This is a genomic window from Burkholderiaceae bacterium DAT-1 (genome assembly GCA_019084025.1).
In the GTDB taxonomy this organism is placed as follows: domain Bacteria; phylum Pseudomonadota; class Gammaproteobacteria; order Burkholderiales; family Chitinimonadaceae; genus DAT-1.
In genome coordinates this window covers 347,558-371,689 of record JAHRBI010000001.1, presented here as the reverse complement: position 1 = coordinate 371,689, position 24,132 = coordinate 347,558, and the positions used below count along the sequence as shown (strand labels likewise).

Here is a 24,132-nt window from a genome sequence, read left to right as displayed (position 1 = left end):
ACTCTGGGCTTTTTGCATGGGTGCTGAGTGAGCTAGCTTAGAAGAACTTGTAATCCAGACCCAGTTGGGCGATACGCCAGTGGGTGATGGAGTAACCACCGCGGAAGTCAACTGGGGCTTCCTTGTTGGTCAGGTTCTTCAGCATGAAGTCGACGGTCAGGTTCTTCACGCCACGGTAGGACAGCGCCCAGTCGTAGGTGGTGTCGGAACCAACGCCACACTTATCTTCAGAAATGGACTTGGACTTACACCAGGTCGGGTTCTGCAGATCGTTCTGGCTGTAGCCACCGGTATGGTAGGCGATCAGCGTGTTAGTCCACACACCGCGTGTCAGCGAGCCGGTCAGAGTGGCGTTGAAGCGCGGGATCAGGTAATCACCGCCGCGATCCGCACCCCAGTTGTTGGTGGCTGTGTTGAACGTCTTGTAGGACAGCAGGTAGTTTGCGTCCAGACCTACGCGCACGCGACCGACACCGGCGATATCGAAGCGATGCTTGATATCCAGATCCAGACCGGAGGTCTTGGTCTTGCCGCTATTGCCCCAGCTTTGGTTGATTGCACCGATCGAGCCTGCAGCGTAGACCAGCGGCGTGCCGAAGCCATACTTCTGGGCGATAGTAGCGATACGGGCATCGTTGGCTGTGGAGTCAATGCGTTGAATGGTGCTAGCTTGCGGCTTGCCTTCCAGTGCCAGAACGTCGGCGATATCAGGAGTATTGATTTCGTCGTGACGCTCGATGCCGTAGTAGTCCAAAGCAACGGAGAAGCGCGATGTCGGCGAGAAGACCACACCCAGCGACTGGCTACGTGTCACTTCCGGTTGCAGATCCGGGTTACCCTTCACGAAGTTACCCACGCCACCCTTACAATCGTTGTTGTACTGGGTTTGTACGTCGGTCATGTCTTGTGTTGCAACAACACCCTTCGCTTGAGCTGTCAGGTAGTTGTACAGCTTGGTGCTCAGATCGCAGCGCTTCGGATCGCTGGTGTTGGTTGCAAACGAGGTGCGACCCAGACCCTTACCGGATTCCAGAATGTTCGGTGCGCGGAAGCCATCGGCCAAGGTTGCGCGGAACATCAGGGTGTCCATCGGCTGGTAGCGCAGGCCAATCTTCGGGGACAGGTGCGTATCGAACGAACCGGTCTTATCGGCGCGAACGGCAAAGTTTGCATCCAGACCGCGGATCACAGGTACGTCAGTTTCAATGAAAGCTGCTGCGTTGTTGCGTGAATCGTCAACTTGCAGACCACCAATGCCCACCAGTTCGGCGCGGATCACGTTGTCCGAGCTGGCCATGGAGTAGCTCTCGTGACGGAAATCGGCACCTGCGGCGATCATGACCGGACCCGCTGGCAGTTCTGCAACTTGGCCGCTGACCTTGGCATCCACGAATGCAGTCTTGGAATCACCAATGGTGTGGCGTGTGGCGAACATTTTCGACAGTACGGCATCGCTATTCACCTGGCCGAACTTGTACGTGCCGCTTACGATTGCATTGGTGTAGCCCACTGCATGAATGTTGGTATTGCTGGCCTTATCGGCGTGCGATGCCATGTAGCCAACGGCAGATTCCCAGTCAAATGCACCGAATGTGCCATTGACGGTGAACATTGCACGGTACTGGTCTGCATCAGCCTTCTGGTAGAAGAAGTCAGGGTTATCGGTATAGCGATAACGCAGTTCGATATCCTTGCCGTAGGTGTTGTACGGATTGTTTGCTGGCAGCTTCGGGAATGCCCAGGTCATCACCTTGCGCTCGACAGCGTTGTACCAGGTATTCAGGGAGGTTGTGCTACCTGCGGTCATCGGTGCGACGTTGTAGTTGGACTTGGTCTTGGAGTAAGACAGTTCCAGGCTACCTTCCAGGCCAGCGGGCAGTTTGAAGTGAGTGTTACTGAATGCGCTGACAGCCTTGTTTTCGCGAACGATGTCGGTGTAGGGCAGCAGGTCGAATGTGCATTGGCCGTCCTTGTTGATCAGGGCGGGATTGCAGCCCTTGGCGGCGACGTAGCTGTTGCCAACCAGGAAGTTACCCGGGTAGGCGTTGATGCTTGGTGCATCCCAGGTTGCATTACCCGGTACGCCACGGTGCCATTCCGGATAGCGGCTCTTCACGTCAGCCTGAGTGTAGTTCGGGTTCTGGGTGTATTCCAGAGACAGGTAGCTTTCGACACCCTTGGCATCGTAGTCACCCAGACCGAAGGTCAGGGTGGCATTGTCTTGCTTGGCACCGGAGAACTCGGTGGACTGACGGTGAGTCAGGCTACCTTCTGCACCTTGATAGTTCTTGCGGGTGATGATGTTAATCACACCGGCAACAGCGTCCGAGCCGTAAATGGCGGATGCGCCGAACTTCAGAATTTCCACGCGTTCAATGGCACCTACGGCGATGGCGTTGGTGTTGGTGAACATTTCCTGTGCGCCATCGGCCAGGCCAAACGGTGCAATACGGCGACCGTTTACCAGCACCAGTGTCGATGCCTTGCCCAGATTACGCATTTCGATACCGGAGCCACCGGCAGCGAAGGAGCCCGAGCTGGAGTTCAGCGAGTTCAGGCTGGAGCTCACTGTCGAAATAGTGGTCAGCAGTTGCTGCAGTGTTTGTGCGCCAGTGGCTTCAATGTCCTTGCGGCCAATGACTTGCAGCGGAACTGCGGTTTCCTTGGCGGTTGCCTTGATGTTGGAACCGGTAATGGTGATTTTTTCAACCTTCTGGGTTTCGTTGCCTTCTGCAGCGAAAGCCGGGCTGAAAGCGCTCGCCAGGCCAGCAATGGCCAGCGCGCAGGAGATCTTGTTCAGTTGCATCTGGGTTTCCCTCTGAGTTCGCCCATCCGGACGGGTGATCTTGCATAAAGATCAGTCAAGGGATGGGGGAGCGGTTCTCGATAAGATGAACTGAATATTCTACTCGCATGCAACAAAGTGTGTTTAAAGAGCAACCAATGTGCGATTTGTCAATGGTAAACTATTGCTATTTAAAATTGTCAGGAAGTGTATTAATAAGGCAACGTAATTGCCTGATTTGCAACAAAAAATATGGATCAAATGTACAGTCAGTAGTGGTGTTTACATAAGTGATGGGGATAATGGTTGGTTGTTTTGTTCTAAAATGATCTAAAAATGGCAGGAACAAAATGAAAAAAACCGGCACAAATGCCGGTTTTTTTAAGTGATGGTTACCTGTCGCCTATCAGGATTTCCGCGTCATGGCTGCGGCAAAAAATCCATCGCAACCATGTATTTGCGGATGCAGCTTCAGCATCTCGCCCGTATCCAGTTCGATCCGTTGATCGGCCAGAATCTGAGATGCAGGCGTCAGTTCGAACTCGGGGTGGCGTTCAAGGAAGGCACGCACGATATGCTCGTTTTCAGCGGGCAAGATACTGCAGGTTGCATACACCAGACGGCCACCCGCTTTGACCAGGCGGGATGCACTTTCGAGGATGCTGGCTTGCTTGGCGTTGAGTTCTGCAACGCTGGTCGCAGTCTGGCGGAATTTCAGATCTGGATTGCGGCGCAGGGTGCCCAGTCCGGAGCATGGGGCATCAACCAGCACCCGATCCATCTTGCCTGCGAGACGTTTAATCCGGGTGTCGTTTTCACTCTCGATGCGCTGTGGCTGTACATTTGACAGACCCGAACGTGCCAGGCGCGGCTTCAGATTAGTCAGGCGTTTTTCCGAGACATCAAAGGCATACAATCGACCCGTCGAATTCATCAGCATGCCCAGCAGCAAGGTCTTGCCGCCTGCGCCTGCGCAGAAGTCCGTCACCATCTCGCCGCGACGCGGTGCTACCAGCATGCCCAGCAGCTGACTGCCTTCGTCCTGAACTTCGATCGTGCCTTGCTCAAACAGCGGGTGGCGATTGATGGCCGGTTTACCTTCCAGCCGGATGCCGTAAGGCGAGTAGGGCGTTGCGCTAGCTTTGAAACCATCGGACAGGAGGCGTGCCAGTACGTCGTCACGCTTCATCATTTGCGTATTCACGCGGATATCCAGCGGTGCCGAACGCGTCATGCTCTGGCCGATTGACAGGATGTCGGCATCCGCCACCCCTTCGGATTGCAGGGCGCCTACCACCCAGTCCGGTAGTTCGGCAGCAATATCCAGTGAAACGGTATCGCGATTGATGGCTTTGCTCTGACCGAGCCAGGTGCGCTCGTCTTCTTTGGTGATGTCCTCCAGCATGCGCGGGTTGTAACCGTTGCGTACCAGCCAGGCCAGCGCGAGTCGGCGCGGGGTGGCTTCCGGTGCGCAGGCAGCATCCAGCAGACGCTTGTGGCGCAATACGCCAAACACCAGCTCGGCAATAAAGGCGCGGTCTTTGCTACCGATCTTGGGGCGTTCGCGGAAAAAGCGCGAAATGACGCCATCGGCAGGCGAGGTGAATGGTAATACGAGCCGCAAGGCTTCGATGGCGGCATTGAGTTGCGCGTGACTGATGGTCATGGTGTATCGATTTCTATTTTGGTGGCTATCAGCCAGAGTTCCTTGCTGTCGTCCTGGCGAATCAAGCGGATGGGCAGATTGCCCAGCTCCGGTGCCAGCCAGACTTCAGTATTTTCGCCATTATCCCGACTTTGCCAGACACGTGTCAGTACTTTCTGTTCGCCGAGTCGGGTGGAGCCCGGAGTTTGCAGGGTAAACCGGTGCTGCTTCTGCTTGCGGCCGGTGTTGACCGGCATGTCGATTGCCTCGCGGTGATCGCCTATCCAGCTTAGCTGGAAAATGAAGGCATTGATGTCCTGAATGCCTTTGGGCATAGACAGTGTTTGCGGTTTGTCATCGCGATCGCCGAATTGCAGCGTGTGGGCCGTGCTATCAAATCGGGCACTGACACGTGGTGATCCCTCCTGATTGCGGAATTCAGCATAGTCCTCCGGAATCAAGCCCTGGCTATCCATGCGGCCGTGGCTGATATAGCGAATCGTCGGGCCGAACAGACTCGGTTTCAGGCGTGTTTCCAGTGTGTAATGCTTATCGTCCAGTGACCAGCTCTGCTCGGCGGTGCCAATTTTCAGTTTGCCGTTATACAGTACATCGTATTGGATGCGGGCGCGTGCAGGCAGGGTTGACGCCAGTACATGGCTGGTCAGTAGGATAGCTGTGAGCGTGCTAAGCAGGTGTCGGACTGTCATGGTGTGGTTTGACTTGCGAAATTGGGATCCAGTACCCGTTTGCCTTGAATGTCGATCCGTCGTGCGCGCAAATCGATGCTGCCGTTCTCGTCTTCGCGGAGGATGCGCACTGGTAAATTGTGCCAGGCAGGTGCCAAATAGAAGCTGAATTTAATGGTCTTCCACTGACCACTCAGCAGCAGTGTAGAAACCTGTTCGCCGGCCAGCCAGATTTTGACTTCGCCTTTCAGTTCGAATGGCACCACATAGCTATTGCGGCCTGACACGATCTGCATGGTAAACGTCGGCAGCGACTCACCCTGAATGGCAAATTGGTAAGCAGCTGAAAACATGTCTTGTGCGCCCTTGATCAGCTCGAAATCTTTCTGGCTGCCGGGCTCACCTACTTTAACTGTTTGTGCAGGCCAATCGAAGTCGACCTGATATTTGGGGCTGGGTACATGATCGCGCCATTCGGTAAAGCTGTGCGGGATCAAACCATCCTTGCTGAGTTGGCCTGTGGACTTCCACTCATAGTATCGGCCGAACATGCCCCCGGAGGTGGTGATCTCATACTGCTTTCCCTGAATGCGCCAGCGGTGATCTACATCGACAATGCCTTTTAAGACGTAGCGGATGTCGACCTGATCGGGAAATGCAGGTGGAGTGGCTTCCTCGGCAGGTTGTGTCACTGGCAGCGGCGGTGGTTCAGCGACAGCAGTAGCTGCTGGCACGTCTGGTGGCAGCTCAACCGCCAGCTCGGGGGTGTCCGCTGTCGCGGCGACGGGCGTGGGTGGAGTGGCCTTGGTCAGTGCCTGCGTGAGTGCCTTGTATTTGGCAAGATGCGGCTTGGCCTGAGTGTGAGTCGGAGGCTGGGGAGGGAGGGAGGCTGGTGCCGGTACGCCCAGGGTTACCGTAAACTCGCCATCGTGGGCATCGGGGTGGGTGTTGGTATGATCTGCCAGTGTCTGTGATTTAAGCGCCTTGGTGGTCGCTTCAATGACATCATCGTCCTGCTCGTGTTCGGGCGTACGATGCTCAAGCCACCACTCGACCGCAGGTGGCGCAAGATGCAATAGGGTGGACAGGCATACACAGGCAGCGAGAAACCATACAGCAGCGCGACGATGCCTGTGCATGGTGTCCTCAGTGTTCGATCACACGCATGCCGTCAATCTGCAGACGGCCTTCCACAAACGCGCGCACTGCAGCAGGATAGATGCGGTGTTCTTCCTTGAGTAGGCGGGCGCTCAGGCTGTCTTCGGTATCTTCCGGCTCAATGCTGACCAGTGCCTGCGCCACAATCGGCCCGTGATCGAGTTCGGCAGTCACAAAATGCACGGTACAACCTGCAAATTTGCAACCTGCATCAATGGCGCGCTGATGTGTATTCAGGCCGGGGAAGGCGGGCAGCAACGACGGATGGATATTGAGCATCCGACCATCGTAATGGCGCGTAAATTCAGGCGTCAAAATGCGCATGAATCCAGCCAGCACCACCAGATCGCAGCCCACACCATCAATTGCCTGCATCAACGCGGCATCAAATGCCTCGCGCGAATCGAAAGTCTTGTGGTCCAGTGCGATGGTATGGATGCCGCGATCAGCCGCCCATTGCAGACCAGCCGCATTCGGTCGATTAGAGATCACGGCCGTAATCTTGCAATTCGGGATGGCTGCATCGACGATGGCTTGCATATTCGAACCACGGCCCGAAATCAGAATGACGATGTTTTTCATCTGGGAGTGAGGTGTCAGGGGTGAGGAGTGAGGGGGGAAGAGGTAGGGGTTACGCCTCACACCTCACTCTTTCCCCATGCATTTAAGCGACTTGAGTCTGGTGTTCATCACCCACGCGGGCACGGATGGCACCCAGCTGGTACACAGTTTCGCCTGCTTCGGTCAGGATGCGTGTCGCTTCGGCTGCATCTGCGGCCGACACAATCACCACCATGCCCACGCCGCAATTGAAGGTGCGGTACATTTCCTGAGCAGCCACATTGCCTTCGGCCTGCAGCCACTTGAACAGCTTCGGCAGTTCCCATGCGCTGGCGTTCACTTGCGCGACCACGTTGTCCGGCAGCACACGCGGGACGTTCTCGGTGATACCGCCGCCGGTGATGTGAGCCATGCCCTTCACGGTCAGGGTTTCCATCAGCTTGAGCATCGGCTTCACGTACAGGCGGGTCGGTGCCATGACCACGTCGGCCAGCGAACGGCCCTGATCGAACGGGGCGTTGTAGTCAGCGCCGGTGAGGTGCAGAATCTTGCGCACCAGCGAGTAGCCGTTGGAGTGTGCGCCATTACTGGCCAGGCCGAGCACCACATCACCCGGTACGATGTGTTCGCCGGTGATGATCTTGCTCTTTTCCACCACGCCAACCGCGAAACCGGCCAGATCGTATTCGCCTGCCGGATACATGCCCGGCATTTCGGCGGTTTCGCCGCCAATCAGCGCGCAGCCGGAATCTTCACAGCCCTTGGCGATGCCCTTGATCACTTCGGTTGCGCTGGTGACATCCAGCTTGCCGCAGGCGAAGTAGTCGAGGAAGAACAGCGGCTCGGCGCCCTGTACCAGAATATCGTTCACGCTCATGGCCACGAGGTCAATACCGACGGTATCGTGACGATTCAGCTCGAATGCCAGCTTCAGTTTGGTACCCACGCCATCGGTACCGGACACCAGAACGGGTTCCTTGTACTTCTTGCTGATTTCTACCAGACCACCAAAGCCGCCAATGCCGGACAGCACTTCCGGGCGCATGGTGCGCTTGGCAAATGGCTTGATGTTTTCAACCAGTTGATCACCTGCGTCGATATCGACACCGGCATCGCGGTAGGAAAGGCTTGGGCGTGAATCCTGGGTCATGATGGGCTCTGCGTATGATGACAAAATCTTTAGGTGACGAAATGTACACCCTGCAAATTGCATTGCATTCGCGACGGTTCGGCGGACTACGCTACAATACCGGTCGCGACTCGACACGCTAGGCGGTCGGGCAACGCATACGGAGGTCTGCTGTACCTGGCTCAACTGCTCCAAGTAACGGAATTTGCGCGCATTCTACCCGAAATGAGACAAACTCGCTCCGGATCACCTCGAATCTGGTTGAACAATCTGTCTGCCATGCAGACCGGATGGACGACCTGTCGGCGGACAAAAGCGCGTCCTGATTGTCACTTTAGCCGCAAATCCATGCATTTGCCGTATGTCGGCGCAGATATGACACACGCTGCAGGTGGGCTGGCATGAAGCAGATTGCACTCGATTTGCAGCTGCCTGAGCCATTTGGGTTCGATGATTTTCTGATCGGCCCCAATCTTGAAGCATTCATGGCCTTGCGCGAAATGGCGGCGGGAACCGCTCACGAACCACTAATGTATCTGTGGGGTGAGTCTGGTGTGGGTAAAACGCATTTGCTCCGTGCCGCAGCAGCCATGGCGATTGAGCATGGATATTCGGCCAGCTATTGGGATGCGGCAGCCGAAGGTCTGAACGAATCGGCACACGGCTTTGATCTGTTAGCTGTCGATGGCGTAGATGCGTTGGGTTCGGATGAGCAGATTGCCCTGTTCGGTTTGATCAATGCCCAGCGTGAACGGGGTGCGGCCATTGTCATTGCAGGGCACCAGCCACCGGCACGCACTCTGGTACGTGAAGATTTGCAGACGCGTCTGGGCTATGGCCTGGTGTACCAGATTTTGCCGCCTGCTGACGAAGACAAGGCCGCCTTGCTCAAATACCGCGCAGCCATGCGCGGCTGCGAGATTGCGGAAGATGTATGCAACTGGCTGGTGATGCGTTCCAGTCGTGATCTCGGGTCACTGACGCGTTTGGTCGATCGGCTCGATCGTGCGGCATTGGCGGCTAAACGTCCACTTACCCTGCCCTTTGTGCGCGATGTATTGCGCTCGGAAGGAGATGAGGCCTAAGCCCCGTCCCCAGCCTCATCGACCGGCTCAATCGCATTCACTCAAAATTGCGAAATCGGCAGCGCCAGTCCGAAGGTGCAGCGATCAAAATCGACCCCTCGTTCAGCCAGCGTATCCAGGCGTATCGGATGGATGCGACCTGCAATCATGATTTCAATGGTTCGCGCCTGCTTAAACCAGCCTGCGGGCAAAATCAGCTCCGCCTCATCAAGGGAATTGCCATGATTGAGCAGCAAAACCGGGCTGAACTGGTTGGAAAACTGATGAGTCCCGCTGGTCTGGCAGGCGACCCCCTGAGGGGTACCACTGACCAGTGAAATGCCCATTTCGATGACGCCGTCAGATTGCTGCCTGAGCCAGCGAATCCGACCCAGCACGGGTTTGGCTTGATCGCTGCAGAGCAATAGCAACTGATGCTGGCTGAGTCTCGCCTCGCCCTGGGTACGCGCGAGGCGATAACCCTGCTCGCTGATATCCTTTATCTGCCAGTGTTCCAGCTCCGGACGGGCTGGGCTGGCGGGTATGCCAGTACTGCGTTGATGTCCGAACAGTTCCTGTTGTGCAAGGCTGCGTGCGCTGACAGGGCGTACGGCATCAGGCTGTTGGAACGGCTTGCCCTCCAGCACCTGATACATCTGCTCGATACCGTATGCAAGCGAGCATGCTGCCGGGAGGGATTCGACCACGCGAACATGTTCGCGTACTCCCGGCTTGAATCGCCAGCTGCGATAAATCCACTTCAGCAGGGTTTGCGCACCTTCCGATGGCATGTCCTCGCCTAAGTTCAATTCCGCAGGCGACACGCCACTTCTCAGCGCCTTGATTCGTTTGCGCAGACTCTTGATGATATCGTCGATCACCAGAACGTAGGCACCCGGCCGCATCCGATCTTCGGAAAACGCCCCCGGAATCTCGGGATACTCCGCGTTAAATCCGATTGGCAGCGATTCGGCCTCGAACGGATAACTGTCCGAGAAGGTGGCGCGCAGGCTGAGTCGTTCGAGCAGATGATCGACCCATAGCAACTGACGCACGCTCAGCGCCCACGGATCGCACAAATGCAGTAATAATGCATGTGCCAGCGACGCATCGCATGAGGACAAACCTGTCTGGCGGTTATGTTTGTCTTTTACCTTGATCGCATGCACCTGTGTGCGCCGGATAACCTTGTAGTCTGACAGCATGGTTTGCCAGAAACGCAAACTGACAGCGCGGCGGCACAGGACATGTTCGCGCAACACCTGAACTTGGTAGAACTGCGTGCGCTGTGCAACCAGTGCCTCGAACTCGGCGACTTCGACATCCCCGTCCAGCACGCCCTGCCAGCAATGGCGATAGGCAGTAGACATGACTTGCCATAAGTCGACGGTCGCGTGCCATGCTGCCGCTTCGGAGGGGGCGAGCGGAATCGGGCGGTTCCAGTAGCGTTTACTGGATTCTTGCTGAATGATTGCGACAGGCTCGCGCAGAAGTTCCAGCATCTTCAGGCGATCGAGTGGCGTGATGGACAGCTCGTTCAGTGAATTGATGCAATCCGCCAGCGCGCTGTGAGACTCCTTCACATTGGCGAGCGGCAATTGCTTTAGCCAGTCTTTCAGCTGACGTGGCGTGGTAAATTCGCCCGGTCGAGCTGCGCGTCCTGCGGGTAATGCAAAATCGATTCGAGTGCTCACTGCGCAGGCTCCAAACTCTCATCCATCAGGAGTGCCGAGGCAATCGCTGCCTTGAGCCCCGCCAGATCCACTTGTCGTGGTGACGCTTCGCGTCGTGCTTCTCCCCAAATCGGATTAGGGAAATGGCGATCGTCAGTCCAGCGCGGGATAATATGCCAGTGGACGTGGGCAACCACGTTGCCCAGACTGGCGAGATTGATCTTGTCCGGCTTCAGTTCACGGCGGATGATTTTTTCAACGGTCAGGACTGTCTTGAGTAGATGAGCTTGTTCAGCCTCTTCCAGGTCAGTCATTTCAGCGGCGTGCCGGTTGAGTATCACCCGGCAAAATCCCGGATAGTCGGGTTCATTTGCAAGGATGACCCGATACAGGCGGGATTGCCAGATCAGTTCTCCCCCGTGATCTGTGCAGAGTGCGCAATCTGGTTTCATGATTCTTTATGCGTGTGGCATGAGCTATTGGCCGCATTGTACGATGAAAAAATGAAAAAGCGGACAACCAGGTGTCCGCTTCCCATTCCTGCAACAAGGTATTACAGCAATACCCGTTCGATTCCACCATTTCTGGCAGTTTCGACAAATTGCGGCATCCAGTTTTCGCCCAGAATATGCTTGGCGATTTCCACCACGATGTAATCCGCCGTGGTGCCGGAATCATCATCGTAGCGGCTCAGACCCTGCAGACAGGCCGGGCAGCTGGTGAGAATCTTCACCTGATCCTGCGGTGTGGCCTGACGCAGCGCATCCGCGCCCTTGCGCATTTCCTCTTCCTTGCGGAAGCGGACTTGCGTGGAGATATCCGGGCGTGTTGCTGCCAGCGTACCGGACTCGCCGCAGCAGCGTTCGCTGAGTTCCACCTTCTGACCCATCAGCTCATTGGCCAGCTTGATCGGACTCATGGTCTTGATCGGGGTGTGGCAAGGATCGTGGTACATGTACTGCGTGCCACTGACGCCTTCAAGTTTCACGCCCTTTTCCAGCAGATACTCGTGGATATCCATCAGGCGGCAGCCCGGGAAAATCTGCTCGAACTGATACTTGAGCAGCTGATCCATACAGGTGCCGCAACTCACGATCACCGTCTTGATATCGAGATAGTTGAGCGTATTGGCCACGCGATGGAATAGCACACGGTTTTCCGTGGTGATGGCTTCGCCCTTGTCGGCCTGACCGCTGGAGGTTTGCGGATAGCCGCAGCACAGATAGCCCGGCGGTAGCACGGTGGTGGCGCCTACATGCCAGAGCATGGCTTGTGTGGCGAGTCCCACCTGAGAGAACAGGCGCTCGGAGCCGCAGCCCGGGAAGTAGAACACCGCTTCGGATTCTTCAGCATTCTGCTTGGGATTGCGGATCACCGGCACGATATCGGCCTGTTCGACGTCCAGCAGGGCTCGCGCTGTCTTTTTCGGCAGACCACCCGGCATCTTCTTGTTGATGAAGTGGATGACCTGCGTTTTCACGTCCGGTTTGCCAACGGTTGCGGGTGGTGCGCTGGTCTGGGCTTTGGCGGCGCCCTTGAGCAGATCATGACCCAGACGCTGCAGCTTGTAGCCTACACCGACCATACCGGCACGCAGTGCCTTGATGGTGGCGGGGTCTTTTGCCGTCAGGAAGGCCATGGCGGCCTTGGTAGCCGGACGGAAGCGCTTCTGGCCGGTCTTGCGCAGGAAGTTGCGCATCACAACCGTCACATCGCCGAAGTCGATCTTCACCGGGCAGGGATTCACGCACTTGTGGCACACCGTACAGTGGTCGGCCACATCGTCCAGTTCTTCGAAGTGACGGAAACTGACACCACGGCGGGTCTGTTCTTCGTAGAGGAAAGCCTCAGTCAGCAAACCTACGCCGAGAATCTTGTTGCGCGGCGAGTAGAGCATATTGGCGCGCGGCACGTGCGTCGCGCAGACCGGCTTGCATTTGCCGCAGCGCAGGCAGTCTTTCACCATATCGGAAATCTGGCCGAGATCGGATTGCTCCAGAATCAGCGATTCTGCGCCCAGCAGATTGAAGGACGGCGTATAGGCATTGCGCAGATCTGCACCCGGCAAGAGCTTGCCCTTGTTGAAGCGGCCATTCGGGTCGATGCGCGCCTTGTAGGCTTCAAACGGGGCGATTTCTTCGGCGTGCAGAAATTCCAGCTTGGTGATGCCGATCCCGTGCTCACCCGAAATCACGCCGTCCAGCCCGCGCGCCAGCTTCATGATGCGCGCCACGGCTTTGTGCGCAGCTTGCAGCATGTCGTAGTCGTCGGAGTTCACCGGAATATTGGTGTGCACATTGCCGTCGCCTGCATGCATGTGCAGTGCCACGAACACGCGACCCTTGAGCGTACGGGCATGAATCGCCTTCACTGCATCGCGCACAGGCGCATCAGCCGCACCGGAGAACAGCGCGTCCAGTTCACCCTTCAGCTCGCGCTTCCAGGAGATGCGTAGCTGGAAGTCACGTAAGGCATGGAAGAGTGTGCTGACGGGCAGTTCGCCTGCTTCAAGCGGCGCATTGGGATAGCGGCTGGTGTAGTCGGCGAACGGTGTATCGAGCTGGTCGATGATCCACTGCCAGCGCTCGCGCACGGCGGTAATTGCTTCCAGTGCGGCGGTGCGGCGGTCGCCGATCAGTTCGTCATGCGAGACGCTGGCATCACCCAGATCGATGGGCAGGTTGCCGCTTTCGAAAAAGGTATGCAGGCGGTCGAGCAATTGCAGCTTGTTGTTGATCGACAGCTCGATATTGATGCGTTCGATGCCGTCCGAGTAATCGCCCAGACGCGGCAGCGGAATCACCACGTCTTCATTGATCTTAAATGCATTGGTGTGGCGCGCAATGGCGGCAGTACGGCTGCGGTCGAGCCAGAATTTCTTGCGCGTGTCGGCGGTGACGGCAATAAAGCCCTCGCCATGCCGGGCATTGGCAATGCGGACGACCTGCGAAGCGGCTTCGCCTACGGCCAGTTCGTCATCCGAGACGATGTCGGCCAGCAATACCATTTTCGGGCGGCCCTTGGACTTGGCCTTGGTGGCATAGCCCACGGCACGCACATAGCGCCAGTCGAGGTGTTCCAGACCCGCAAGAATCGCCGCCGGGTGGGCATCCAGATAGTTCTTGATTTCGACGATGGCAGGCGTGGCTTCGGCGACGGTGCCAAAGAATTCCAGACACACTGTGCGGATATGGCTGGGCATGCGGTGCAATACAAAGCGCGCCGAGGTGATAATGCCGTCGGTGCCTTCCTTCTGCACGCCAGGCAGACCTGCGAGGAATTTGTCGGTCACATCCTTGCCGAGGCCGGTCTTGCGGAAGCGTGCGCCCGGAATCTCCAGCGTTTCTTCGCTGATGAGCGTCTTGCCATCGGGTTGGTAGCGGCGCAGACGAAAGCGCGCGAGGTCCACGTCGTGAATCTTGCCGCGATTGTGTTCGAGTCGCTCGACGAACAGCCAGTTGCCATCCGGATCAACCATTTTCCAGCTGGCCAGATTATCCAGCGCGGTGCCCCACAGCACGGCCTTTTTGCCGCCTGCATTCATGGCGACATTGCCGCCGATGCACGAGGCTTCTGCCGACGTCGGATCAACTGCGAAGACGAGGCCCGCCCCTTCTGCGGCTTCCATGACGCGTTTGGTCACCACGCCTGCGCCGCACTGAATGGTGGCAACCTTGCCCTCAACACCCGGCAGATCGAGGTATTCTACGCCATTGTGGCGATCAAGCTTTTCGGTGTTGATGACGGCTGAGCGCGGGGTCAGCGGGACTGCACCGCCGGTGTAGCCGGTGCCACCCCCACGCGGGATGATGGTGAGGTCGAGCTCGATACAGGCTTTGACCAGCGCAGCCATCTCGTCTTCATGGTCGGGCACCAGTACCACGAACGGGTATTCCACGCGCCAGTCGGTGGCGTCGGTCACGTGGGAGACGCGTGCCAGCCCATCGAAGCGGATGTTATCGCGACGGGTGATGCCGCTCATGCGCTTGAGAATCTTGCGACGCAGCTCGGCCGTGTCGTGGAAGGATGCTTCAAATGCCTTCACTGCATCACGGGTGCGGGCCAGCAACTCGCCCACTTCGGCGTTGTCATTGCGGCGTTTATCGATCTCGTTGCAGCGGTGGTGCATGGCTTCCACCAGCAAGTCGCGGCGCTGCGGATTGTCAAGCAGATCGTCGAGCAGGTAAGGATTGCGCTGGACCACCCAGATATCGCCCAGCACCTCGAACAGCATGCGGGCACTGCGGCCGGTTTTGCGTTCGTCACGCAGGCTTTCCAGAACCGACCAGGCAGACTCCCCCAGTAATCGGATCACAATTTCGCGATCGGAAAACGAGGTGTAGTTATAGGGAATTTCCCGCAGGCGGGGCGTGTGCATTTCGCTCATGAGGTGACTCGTGCAGATACGGGCAAACGCGACGCGATGCGCCGGCGGCTTGCCTTGAATGGAAATCGTGAATAGCGGAAAGCAGACAGGCTGCCTAATTGCAGCGCGTGATCATCAGGGTACGACAGACAGGATCGTTGCTGTCTTTGCAGGAGTTGCGTAGCGGTTTGGCGCGCATCAGCTGCGCGAATTGATACATGCCGCGCCCCTGCAGGGTAAAGCGGAACCCGCCATTGCTTGACCAGCCTATCCCCACGCCCGCACCCGCATCGCGATTGTTGCTGACACACACGACCTGCGAGCCAAGGCCGGTATTGACGGCCAAGCCAAACGAAGGTGAGCTGGTGTGTTCGACAAGTGGCGCGACGAGTTTGGCTGACGTCGTTTCGCGTTCGGCGTGCACTTGTACGGCGGTATTGTTGAGTGACTGCGTGGGCATCTGGTTGAGCCAGGCGGCTTCGCGGGAAGTGACAATCGAGTTGCCCAGTCCGGCGTTGGTGAGCAGTCCGGCCTGACTGATGCCGCTTGTCAGCATCAGCAACACGAATGAAAGCGTGCGAGGGGCATCCATGATGACCTCCAGCCAGATGATTGCACGCCTTCAATATATGCCGCTCAGTTGCCATACACAATGACTCGATGTCCCGTTTATCGCCGGTATTGACCGAAATACCTGCCGTCTATCGGCTGCTTGGTTAAGACCCCAGAAACAGCATGTACGCGGGGTTGTTGCGCTCGTCTGCGTAGTCGTAGCCCAGGCTGTCGAGGAATGCCTGAAACGCTTGCGCTTCTCCTGGTGGTACCTGCATGCCGACGAGCACTCGCCCGTAATCTGCGCCATGGTTGCGATAGTGGAACAGGCTGATATTCCAGCCGCGTCCCATCTGTGTCAGGAAATTCAGCAAGGCGCCCGGACGTTCCGGGAATTCGAAGCGGTAGACCAGCTCGTGACGGGCTTCCGGCGCACGTCCGCCAACCAGATGGCGGATATGCAGCTTCGCCATTTCGTTGTCGGTCAGATCCAGGGTACGGAAATCATTGTCGTTGAGCAGTTTCACCAGCTCGGTGACTTCGGCACGATTCTGGATTTGCAGGCCGACAAAGATGTGCGCGTGCGTAGGGTTGCTGTAGCGATAGTTGAACTCGGTGACAGAGCGATTGCCCAGTAGCTCGCAGAAGCGGCGGAAGGTGCCCGGCATTTCCGGAATGGTGACGGCCAGTACGGCTTCGCGCTGTTCACCCAATTCCGCGCGCTCTGACACATGGCGCAGGCGGTCGAAATTCATATTGGCACCGGATGCGATGGCTACCAGCCGCTTGCCCGACACGCCTTCACGTGCACTCCACGCCTTGAGGCCTGCAACAGCCAGTGCGCCAGCTGCTTCGAGAATCGAGCGGGTATCTTCAAAGACATCCTTGATCGCAGCGCACATGGCATCGGTATCGACCAGTACGACTTCATCCAGCAGATCGCGGCACAGGCGGAAGGTTTCTTCACCCACTTGCTTCACGGCTACACCATCGGCAAACAGACCGACATTGGGGAGTACTACGCGTTCGCCTGCTTTGATCGAGTCATGCATTGAGGCCGCATCGACGGGTTCTACGCCAATGACTTTGATATCCGGACGTAAGCGTTTGATGTAGGCAGCCATGCCAGCGGCGAGGCCGCCGCCGCCTACCGGAATGAAAACGGCATCGATATCCTGCGTCTGGCGCAGTAATTCCATGGCAACCGTGCCCTGGCCAGCAATCACATGCGGGTCATCATAGGGATGCACAAAAGTGGCACCGGTGGCTTCCACATATTGCATCGCCTGTGCATAGGCATCCGAATAGGAGTCGCCATGCAGAATGACTTTGCCGCCTCGACGTTCAACCGCGTTGATCTTGATCTGCGGGGTGGTGGCAGGCATAAAGATGGTCGCAGTGCAGCCTAGCTTGCGTGCCGCGAGCGCAACCCCCTGCGCATGATTACCTGCGGATGCAGCAACTACGCCTTTCGCGCGCTGTTCCGGTGTCAGATTCACCATGCAATTATATGCACCGCGCAACTTGAAGCTGAATACCGGCTGGTTGTCTTCGCGCTTGAGCAGAATCTGGTTGCCATTGCGCGCCGACAGTGCAGGCATGGGGTCGAGCGCCGTTTCAATGGCGACATCGTAGACATGCGCAGTCAGGATGCGCTCAAGGTAATCGGTGGGAGCCGCCATGGGGAGTTATCGCACTGCAACAATCGAATAGCCGAAGGTAACAGGAATTCCCCGCCTCTGGGTAGTTGACGTGAACGTCAATGCACCATGTTGTTGCATAGAGCCCGTCCACGGGCAGCTTCAAGCGCGTATCGTGCAGTTTTTTCGGGACTTTCGTGCGAGATCAAGCGAGTGGGCTAGCGGCGATGCCCGGGTTAGATTGCTGTCGATGTCGGGAGAGGACATCGCGCGCAACCTGTTCGAATCGCACGGCGATCACGTCCCAGCTGACAGATTGACAACTGCGGCGGGCGGCCATCCCCATATCGCGCATGACACTTGGATAGCTTGCGGCATACCGAGCCTGTTCGACAAACTCGGCATCATCGTCAAAACGAGCAAGCAAGCCATTTTCGTGGTGGCGAATATGATTGTGCGCGGCAGCATAGTCGTAAGCCACCACCCCCAGGCCGCTGGCCATGGCTTCCGTTGTCACATTCCCGTACGTTTCGGTGGTGCTGGGAAATAGGAAGACGTCGGCGGATGCATAGTGCGTAGCGAGGGCTTCATCGCGCTGCATACCGGTAAATATCTGGTCGGGGTGAGAGGCTTGCAAATAGGCTCGCAATGGGCCATCACCCACCCAAACCAGAATGCTGTCATCCCGAATCTGTTTCATGGCGTGATACGCAGCCAGAACCAGCGGCAGATTTTTTTCTGCAGCCATGCGCCCGACATAAACGACTACCTGAGTATTCGGACCGGCTCCCCACTGACGACGCAATTCGTTGCTGCGACGTGCGGGATTAAACAGGCCAGTATCTACACCGCGAGCGACCACTTCCAAATGTTCGAATCCATCGGCACTCAGTTGTGCGGCAATTTCGGCAGTCGGCACCAGCGTGGCCAGATTGCGATTGTGAAAGCGACGCAGGTGGCCCATGACGGCCTTGGTGAGCCAGCCTAGACCGTAGTGTCCGCTATAGCTGTGGAAGTTGGTATGAAACTCCGAAATGGTCGGAATGCCCAGTCTTCTCGCTGCTCGTAGGGCTGATGCGCCGAGTGGTCCTTCCGTTACAGCAACGACCAGATCGGGTCGTTGCTTGCGCCAGTGCGCGAGCAGTTTGCCCATCGCGGGTAGGCCAAACTTTAAACCGGGGTAGCGCGGCAGACCCAGGCCGGGGACAAGCAACTCCTGCAGATGCTCATGCTGGCGGGCGTAATCCCCTTTGTGCTGTCGCGGTCGGATCAGGTCAATATGGTGGCCTCGCGCAGTCAGGTGCGTCACCATGCGGCCGACGGTCATTGCCACACCGTTGACTTCCGGGGGGAAGGTTTCGGTGACAAATGCGATGCGAAGTGGGAGGTTCTGTGCCATGGGTGCGTACTTTGCGAGATCGACATGGCACCTCAATGACGGCTGCTTGAAGGATTTGTGACATGTACCTCGTGTCGATCAGTGCAGGATCGACATGATCTGATATGATTGAAATGAATGGATTTCAAAAAATGAATCGAAATTAATCATGTCAAATCTGCTGGAACTGCGTCATCTGCGAACCCTCATCGCCCTCGTGGAGACAGGTGGCGTGGCACGCGCTGCCGAACGTTTATGCCTGACCCAATCGGCATTGTCCCACCAGCTCAAGCAGCTGGAAGAGCACTTCGGATTGAGTTTGTTCGAGCGAAAATCTCAGCCTCTGCAACTGACGCCAGCCGGTGCGCGCTTGCTGCAACTGGCGCATAGTGTGCTACCACAGATAGGGGATGCTTGCCGCGATCTGGCGCGTATCCGCGATGGTGCGGCAGGGAGCCTGCGGGTAGCGGTTGAATGTCACACCTGTTTCGACTGGCTGATGCCCGCAATGGATGAATACCGGCCGCGCTGGCCAGAAGTTGAGCTGGACATTGTCAGCGGGTTCCATGCGGATCCGGTGGGATTACTGCATCGCAATGATGCCGATCTGGCTGTGGTGTCCGACCCAGGCGAGGACGGCATGACCTGTTTTCCTTTGTTCCGGTACGAGATTGTGGCGCTGGTGGCCAATGACCATCCGCTTGCCCATCGCCAGGAACTTTGCGCAGAAGATTTTCGCGATGAAACCCTGATCACTTATCCGGTGCCGGACGATATGCTCGATATCATCCGTCAGGTTTTGCGACCCGCCGGGATCAACCCTAAACGACGCTCAAGTGAGCTAACCATCGCCATTCTGCAATTGGTGGCGAGCCGGCGCGGCATTGCTGCCATGCCTGCGTGGGCTGTCAGCGCCTATGTTGCGCGTGGTTATGTGAAGGCCATCCGCATTGGTAAGGATGGATTATTCAGTGAGCTGTACGCCGCAGTACCCGAATCACGCGCCGAATTTGCCTATGTCGAGGATTTTGTCGCGACTGTTCGCGCAACCTGTCTGCAAGCGCTGCCCGGAATTACGTTGCTGGGCTGAAATCGCGTCTGGATAGTCGCGGGTGTCGTGGCTATGCTGCAAGTGGTTGAGCGGCATCAGGTAAATTTGCCATACAAGCGTTTGCTTGGTTACAGTGCGCACAGTGTGAATTGAGAATGGGTAGACCATGGCCAAAGTTGAAAATGCAATGAGCCGGCAGATGAAGGTGTTTAACAATCTGCCTGTTTTCATGCAGCGATATGCGCGCTCCAAAGTGTTCGGCAGTTACATCAAGTTTGCCGGGACGGCAGGGGTCGATTTTGAAGAAGTGACACAGGAACGTGTGATCTGCAATATCGCCAATGTGCGCAAGGTGCAGAATCACATTAAGGGCGTACATGCTGCCGCGATGGCGTTGGTCGCCGAAACCGCATCGGGCTTCGCGTTCGGGATGAATTTGCCGGACGATAAGCTACCCTTAATCAAGTCGATGAAAATCGAGTATCTGAAACGTGCGCAAGGTAGTCTGCGCGCGGTAGCATCGCTGACGCCTGAGCAGGTCGTTCGCGTGCAGTCGGAAGAGAAGGGTGATGTGCTGGTCAGTGTGATTGTGACGGACGAATCCGGTATCGAGCCGATTCGCTGTGAAATGATCTGGGCCTGGGTGCCGAAGAAACGCAAGGAAGTTCAGGGATGACCATACCCCACTTTGCTACGCTGGAAGTTACGCTGGAAAGCCATGTAGCGCTCATTGCGCTCAATCGGCCGGAAAAAGCCAATGCCATGAATGAGGCCATGTGGCATGACCTCCACGCGGCATTCAAGTGGGTCGATACAACGCCCTCAGTGCGCGTAGCCATCCTCACTGGCAATGGCGATATTTTCTGTTCCGGCATCGATCTGTCGATGGCGGCTGGCTTGCAGAAAGCCATTGGCGATGATTCCATCGGGCACCAGAGTGAAAAGCTGCATCAGTTGATCTTGTCTCTGCAGGACAGCATCACCAGTCTGGAAAAATGCCGTAAACCGGTGATTGCTGCTATTCATGGCCCGTGTGTGGGCGGCGGGCTTGATCTGGTGGCAGCAGCCGACTTCCGCTACAGCACCGTGGACACGTATTTCCAGATCAAGGAGATTGATCTGGCGATGGTGGCCGATGTCGGCGCACTGCAGCGTTTGCCGCACATCATCGGCGAAGGTTATGTGCGGGAAATGGCATTTACCGGCAAATGTCTGACTGCACGCGAAGCGGATGCAATTGGACTGGTGAACGGATTCTTTGATGATCCGGGTACGATGATGATGCGGGTGATGGATATTGCCGCAGGTATTGCACAAAAATCACCGCTGGCGCTGCGTGGTATCAAGCAGGTGCTGAACTACAGCCGCGATCATTCGGTGGCAGACGGTCTGCAGTATGTGGCCGCCTGGAACGCTGGCATGCTGGTCTCGCAGGATCTGGAAAAGGCCGCAATGTCGATTTTCCTGAAAGAAGTGCCGCAGTTCAGAGACTGATCTTGTGCTGTGCCACTCAGTAGCTGGGTCACACGAAAACAAAAAGCCACTCAATCGAGTGGCTTTTTCATTTCAGCTGTCCTGATTAGCTCAGCTTGCCGTGGCAAGCCTTGTACTTCAGGCCGGAACCGCAGGGACATGGATCATTGCGGCCAATGTGTTGGTAGGCACGCTGCGGCTGCTGGGCTGCGGGCTGGCTGGCGCTGGCTTCCGCGAGTGCTTCCTCATAGTCAGCGTGGTGATACTGCATTGCCGGCTCTTCGTGCTGTGCTTCCAGTGCTTCCACGTCGGCCTCGGAGCGAATCTGTACCGTCATCACCAGCTGAACGACTTCGCGACGAATACGCATCAGCAAATCTTCAAACAGTTCGAAGGCTTCGCGTTTGTATTCCTGCTTCGGATTCTTCTGACCATACGAGCGCAGATGGATACCCTGGCGCAAATGATCCAGCGAGGCCAGATGATCACGCCACTGTGTATCGACAATCTGCAGCATCAAGGCACGTTCGAAGTGATGCATGACGGCCGGTCCGACCGCTTCAGTCTTGGTGGCGTACTGGCTGGCGGCCAGCTCGATGAGGCGCTCACGTGCAGTTTCCAGGCTGATGTTCTGCTCGTCTTTCAGCCACTGGCCAACTGGTGACTGGACGTGCAGTTCAGCCAGCGCCTTGTCCAGCGCCGCAACATCCCACTGTTCTTCCATGCTGTCAGGTGGCAGGAACTCATCAAACAGATCACCGATGTATCCATCACGCAGGGAATGAATGGTGTCGGAGATGTCTTCCTGCTCCAGGAGTTCGTTGCGCTGACTATAAATTGCCTTGCGCTGCTCATTGGATACGTCGTCGTATTCCAGCAATTGCTTGCGGATATCGAAGTTGCGCGCTTCCACCTTGCGCTGTGCACCTTCAATCGCGCGGCTGAGCAGACCGGACTCAATGGCTTCGCCTTCCGGCAGGTTCAGACGCTGCATCATTGCCCCGATACGGTCTGCGGCAAAAATACGCAACAGCGGATCTTCCATCGACAGATAGAAGCGGCTGGAACCCGGATCCCCCTGACGGCCCGCGCGGCCACGCAGCTGATTGTCGATGCGACGCGACTCATGACGTTCGGTGCCAATGATATGCAGACCACCAGCAGCGACCACCTGGTCGTGCAGCGATTGCCATTCGCTATGCAGGGTCTCGATGCGCTTGCTCTTTTCGATGTCGTCTAACGATGCATCGGCCTCGACGGTCTTGATCTGACCTTCCACATTGCCGCCCAGCACGATATCGGTACCGCGACCGGCCATATTGGTAGCAATGGTAATCATGCCCGGACGACCTGCCTGCGCGACAATCTCCGCTTCGCGGGCGTGCTGCTTGGCATTCAGCACATTGTGCGGATAGCCTGCAGCGGCCAGTTGCGACGAGAGCAGCTCGGAGTTTTCGATGGAAGTGGTACCCACCAGCACCGGCTGGCCGCGATCCTGACACGACTTGATGTCGGCCACGATGGCGTTGAATTTTTCATTGGCGGTGCGGAAGACCTGATCGTTCATATCCTTGCGAACCATCGAGCGGTTCGTCGGGATGATCACGGTTTCCAGACCATAAATTTGCTGGAATTCGTAGGCTTCGGTATCGGCCGTACCGGTCATGCCGGCCAGCTTGTCGTACATCCGGAAGTAGTTCTGGAAGGTGATCGAGGCAAGGGTTTGATTTTCCTTGTTAACGGTCACGCCTTCCTTGGCTTCCACGGCCTGATGCAGGCCATCGCTCCAGCGGCGACCCGGCATCAGACGGCCAGTGAATTCGTCGACGATAATGATTTCGTCGTCCTGCACTACATAGTGCTGATCGCGGTGATACAGGGCATGTGCGCGCAGCGAAGCGTACAGATGGTGCATCAGAGCGATGTTGGCTGGTGCATAGAGGCTATCGCCTTCAGCCAGCAGGCCTGCGTCAGTCAGCAGCTTCTCGCCCTTTTCGTGCCCCTCTTCGGACAGAATGACCTGATGACCCTTTTCGTCTACCCAGTAGTCGCCACTGCTGTCTTCCTTTTCCTGGCGGGTCAGGTAAGGCACCAGCACGTTCATGCGATGGTAGAGCTCGATATTGTCATCTGCCTGACCGGAAATGATCAGCGGGGTTCGGGCTTCATCGATCAGAATCGAGTCAACTTCGTCGACTACGGCAAAATTCAGGCCACGCTGCACGCGCTCACTGGCGGTATACACCATGTTGTCGCGCAGGTAGTCGAAGCCAAACTCGTTATTGGTACCGTAGGTAATGTCGGATGCGTAAGCGGTCTGCTTTTCATCATGCGGCATCTGGCTGAGATTGATCCCCACGCTGAGGCCGAGGAAATTGTACAGCTTGCTCATGATGGTAGCGTCGCGGCGGGCGAGATAGTCGTTCACCGTGACAACATGCACGCCCTTGCCGGACAGCGCATTCAGGTAAGTGGCCAGTGTCGCCACCAGCGTCTTACCTTCACCGGTACGCATTTCGGCGATCTTGCCATCATGTAGCACCATCCCGCCAATCAGCTGAACATCGAAGTGACGCATGTTCATGACACGCTTGGACGCTTCGCGACAGACTGCAAAGGCTTCGGGCAGAATCTGCTGCAGGGTTGTGCCGCCGGCGATGCGCTGACGGAATTCTTCTGTCTTGGCTTTCAGTTCGTCGTCGCTGAGTGCCGACATTGAGCTTTCAAGGGCGTTGATCTGGCGAACAACCGCACCGTATTGCTTGAGCAAACGGTCGTTGCGGCTACCAAAAATCTTTTTGAGCAGTTGGCTGATCATCGCTATCCATCAATCGGGCTAGGCCCGCTCCATCCAGTTCGCGCCAGAGCGCGTTGACATTCAATTCATTCACCGGGCAACCAGGTTGCCACTCCCCACGGAACAAGACTGCCGTTCCGGCTTCGCCCAAAAGGCGTAGCGCGCTTTATA

General features: G+C 56.8%; 17 protein-coding genes. 4 read left to right on the top strand and 13 right to left on the bottom strand.

What is annotated here, in order from left to right; all coding sequences use genetic code 11:
* Positions 1-37 precede the first annotated feature (37 nt).
* From KSF73_01700 to purM, 6 genes are all read right to left on the bottom strand, one after another.
* A complete protein-coding gene (locus tag KSF73_01700; GenBank protein ID MBV1774420.1) occupies positions 38-2,806 on the bottom strand; it encodes a TonB-dependent receptor in 2,769 nt (922 codons plus the stop codon).
* A gap of 385 nt (positions 2,807-3,191) precedes the next feature.
* The gene (locus KSF73_01695) at positions 3,192-4,451 is read right to left on the bottom strand and encodes an RsmB/NOP family class I SAM-dependent RNA methyltransferase (protein MBV1774419.1); all 1,260 of its coding nucleotides are present in this window, start codon (positions 4,449-4,451) and stop codon (positions 3,192-3,194) included.
* Positions 4,448-5,140 (bottom strand): DUF3108 domain-containing protein, encoded by a 693-nt coding sequence (locus tag KSF73_01690; GenBank protein ID MBV1774418.1) that lies wholly within the window; start codon positions 5,138-5,140, stop codon positions 4,448-4,450. The genes KSF73_01695 and KSF73_01690 overlap by 4 nt, the downstream gene beginning before the upstream one ends.
* The gene (locus KSF73_01685) at positions 5,137-6,258 is read right to left on the bottom strand and encodes a DUF3108 domain-containing protein (protein ID MBV1774417.1); all 1,122 of its coding nucleotides are present in this window, start codon (positions 6,256-6,258) and stop codon (positions 5,137-5,139) included. Before KSF73_01685 ends, KSF73_01690 begins: the two co-directional genes overlap by 4 nt.
* Positions 6,259-6,265: 7 nt before the next feature.
* Complete coding sequence (gene purN / locus KSF73_01680; protein MBV1774416.1) at positions 6,266-6,859, bottom strand: phosphoribosylglycinamide formyltransferase; 594 nt, start codon at positions 6,857-6,859, stop codon at positions 6,266-6,268.
* Between the two features lie 82 nt (positions 6,860-6,941).
* Positions 6,942-7,988, bottom strand: a complete 1,047-nt coding sequence (purM, locus tag KSF73_01675; protein ID MBV1774415.1) for a phosphoribosylformylglycinamidine cyclo-ligase — start codon at positions 7,986-7,988, stop codon at positions 6,942-6,944.
* Between the two features lie 380 nt (positions 7,989-8,368).
* On the opposite strand from purM, the gene hda reads away from it, so the two are divergent.
* Positions 8,369-9,052, top strand: coding sequence for a DnaA regulatory inactivator Hda (hda, locus tag KSF73_01670; GenBank protein ID MBV1774414.1), 684 nt, complete (start codon positions 8,369-8,371; stop codon positions 9,050-9,052).
* A 41-nt stretch (positions 9,053-9,093) separates the two neighbouring features.
* Here hda and KSF73_01665 read toward each other — a convergent pair whose 3' ends face one another.
* The 6 genes from KSF73_01665 to KSF73_01640 all read right to left on the bottom strand — a co-directional run bounded on the left by KSF73_01665 (position 9,094) and on the right by KSF73_01640 (position 18,661).
* Complete coding sequence (locus KSF73_01665; GenBank protein MBV1774413.1) at positions 9,094-10,725, bottom strand: hypothetical protein; 1,632 nt, start codon at positions 10,723-10,725, stop codon at positions 9,094-9,096.
* A complete protein-coding gene (locus KSF73_01660) occupies positions 10,722-11,156 on the bottom strand; it encodes an HIT family protein (protein MBV1774412.1) in 435 nt (144 codons plus the stop codon). The genes KSF73_01665 and KSF73_01660 overlap by 4 nt, the downstream gene beginning before the upstream one ends.
* A 101-nt stretch (positions 11,157-11,257) precedes the next feature.
* Entirely contained in the window at positions 11,258-15,091 is a 3,834-nt protein-coding gene (locus KSF73_01655; GenBank protein ID MBV1774411.1) for an FAD/FMN-binding oxidoreductase, read from the bottom strand.
* A gap of 94 nt (positions 15,092-15,185) precedes the next feature.
* Complete coding sequence (locus tag KSF73_01650; GenBank protein MBV1774410.1) at positions 15,186-15,662, bottom strand: hypothetical protein; 477 nt, start codon at positions 15,660-15,662, stop codon at positions 15,186-15,188.
* Between the two features lie 124 nt (positions 15,663-15,786).
* Positions 15,787-17,304 (bottom strand): threonine ammonia-lyase, biosynthetic, encoded by a 1,518-nt coding sequence (ilvA, locus tag KSF73_01645; GenBank protein ID MBV1774409.1) that lies wholly within the window; start codon positions 17,302-17,304, stop codon positions 15,787-15,789.
* 163 nt (positions 17,305-17,467) lie between these two features.
* Positions 17,468-18,661: a glycosyltransferase family 1 protein gene (locus tag KSF73_01640; GenBank protein MBV1774408.1), complete on the bottom strand. Its 1,194-nt coding sequence runs from the start codon at positions 18,659-18,661 to the stop codon at positions 17,468-17,470.
* A 145-nt stretch (positions 18,662-18,806) separates the two neighbouring features.
* On the opposite strand from KSF73_01640, the gene KSF73_01635 reads away from it, so the two are divergent.
* The 3 genes from KSF73_01635 to KSF73_01625 all read left to right on the top strand — a co-directional run bounded on the left by KSF73_01635 (position 18,807) and on the right by KSF73_01625 (position 21,185).
* Positions 18,807-19,730: a LysR family transcriptional regulator gene (locus KSF73_01635; protein ID MBV1774407.1), complete on the top strand. Its 924-nt coding sequence runs from the start codon at positions 18,807-18,809 to the stop codon at positions 19,728-19,730.
* Positions 19,731-19,857: 127 nt separating this feature from the next.
* Positions 19,858-20,367 (top strand): DUF4442 domain-containing protein, encoded by a 510-nt coding sequence (locus KSF73_01630; GenBank protein MBV1774406.1) that lies wholly within the window; start codon positions 19,858-19,860, stop codon positions 20,365-20,367.
* 2 nt (positions 20,368-20,369) lie between these two features.
* The gene (locus tag KSF73_01625; protein MBV1774405.1) at positions 20,370-21,185 is read left to right on the top strand and encodes a crotonase/enoyl-CoA hydratase family protein; all 816 of its coding nucleotides are present in this window, start codon (positions 20,370-20,372) and stop codon (positions 21,183-21,185) included.
* An 85-nt stretch (positions 21,186-21,270) separates the two neighbouring features.
* Here the strand turns inward: KSF73_01625 and secA are convergent, their stop codons facing one another.
* Positions 21,271-23,982 carry a preprotein translocase subunit SecA gene (secA, locus tag KSF73_01620; protein MBV1774404.1) on the bottom strand — a complete coding sequence of 904 codons (2,712 nt, stop codon included), beginning with the start codon at positions 23,980-23,982 and terminating at the stop codon, positions 21,271-21,273.
* Positions 23,983-24,132: the final 150 nt, after the last annotated feature.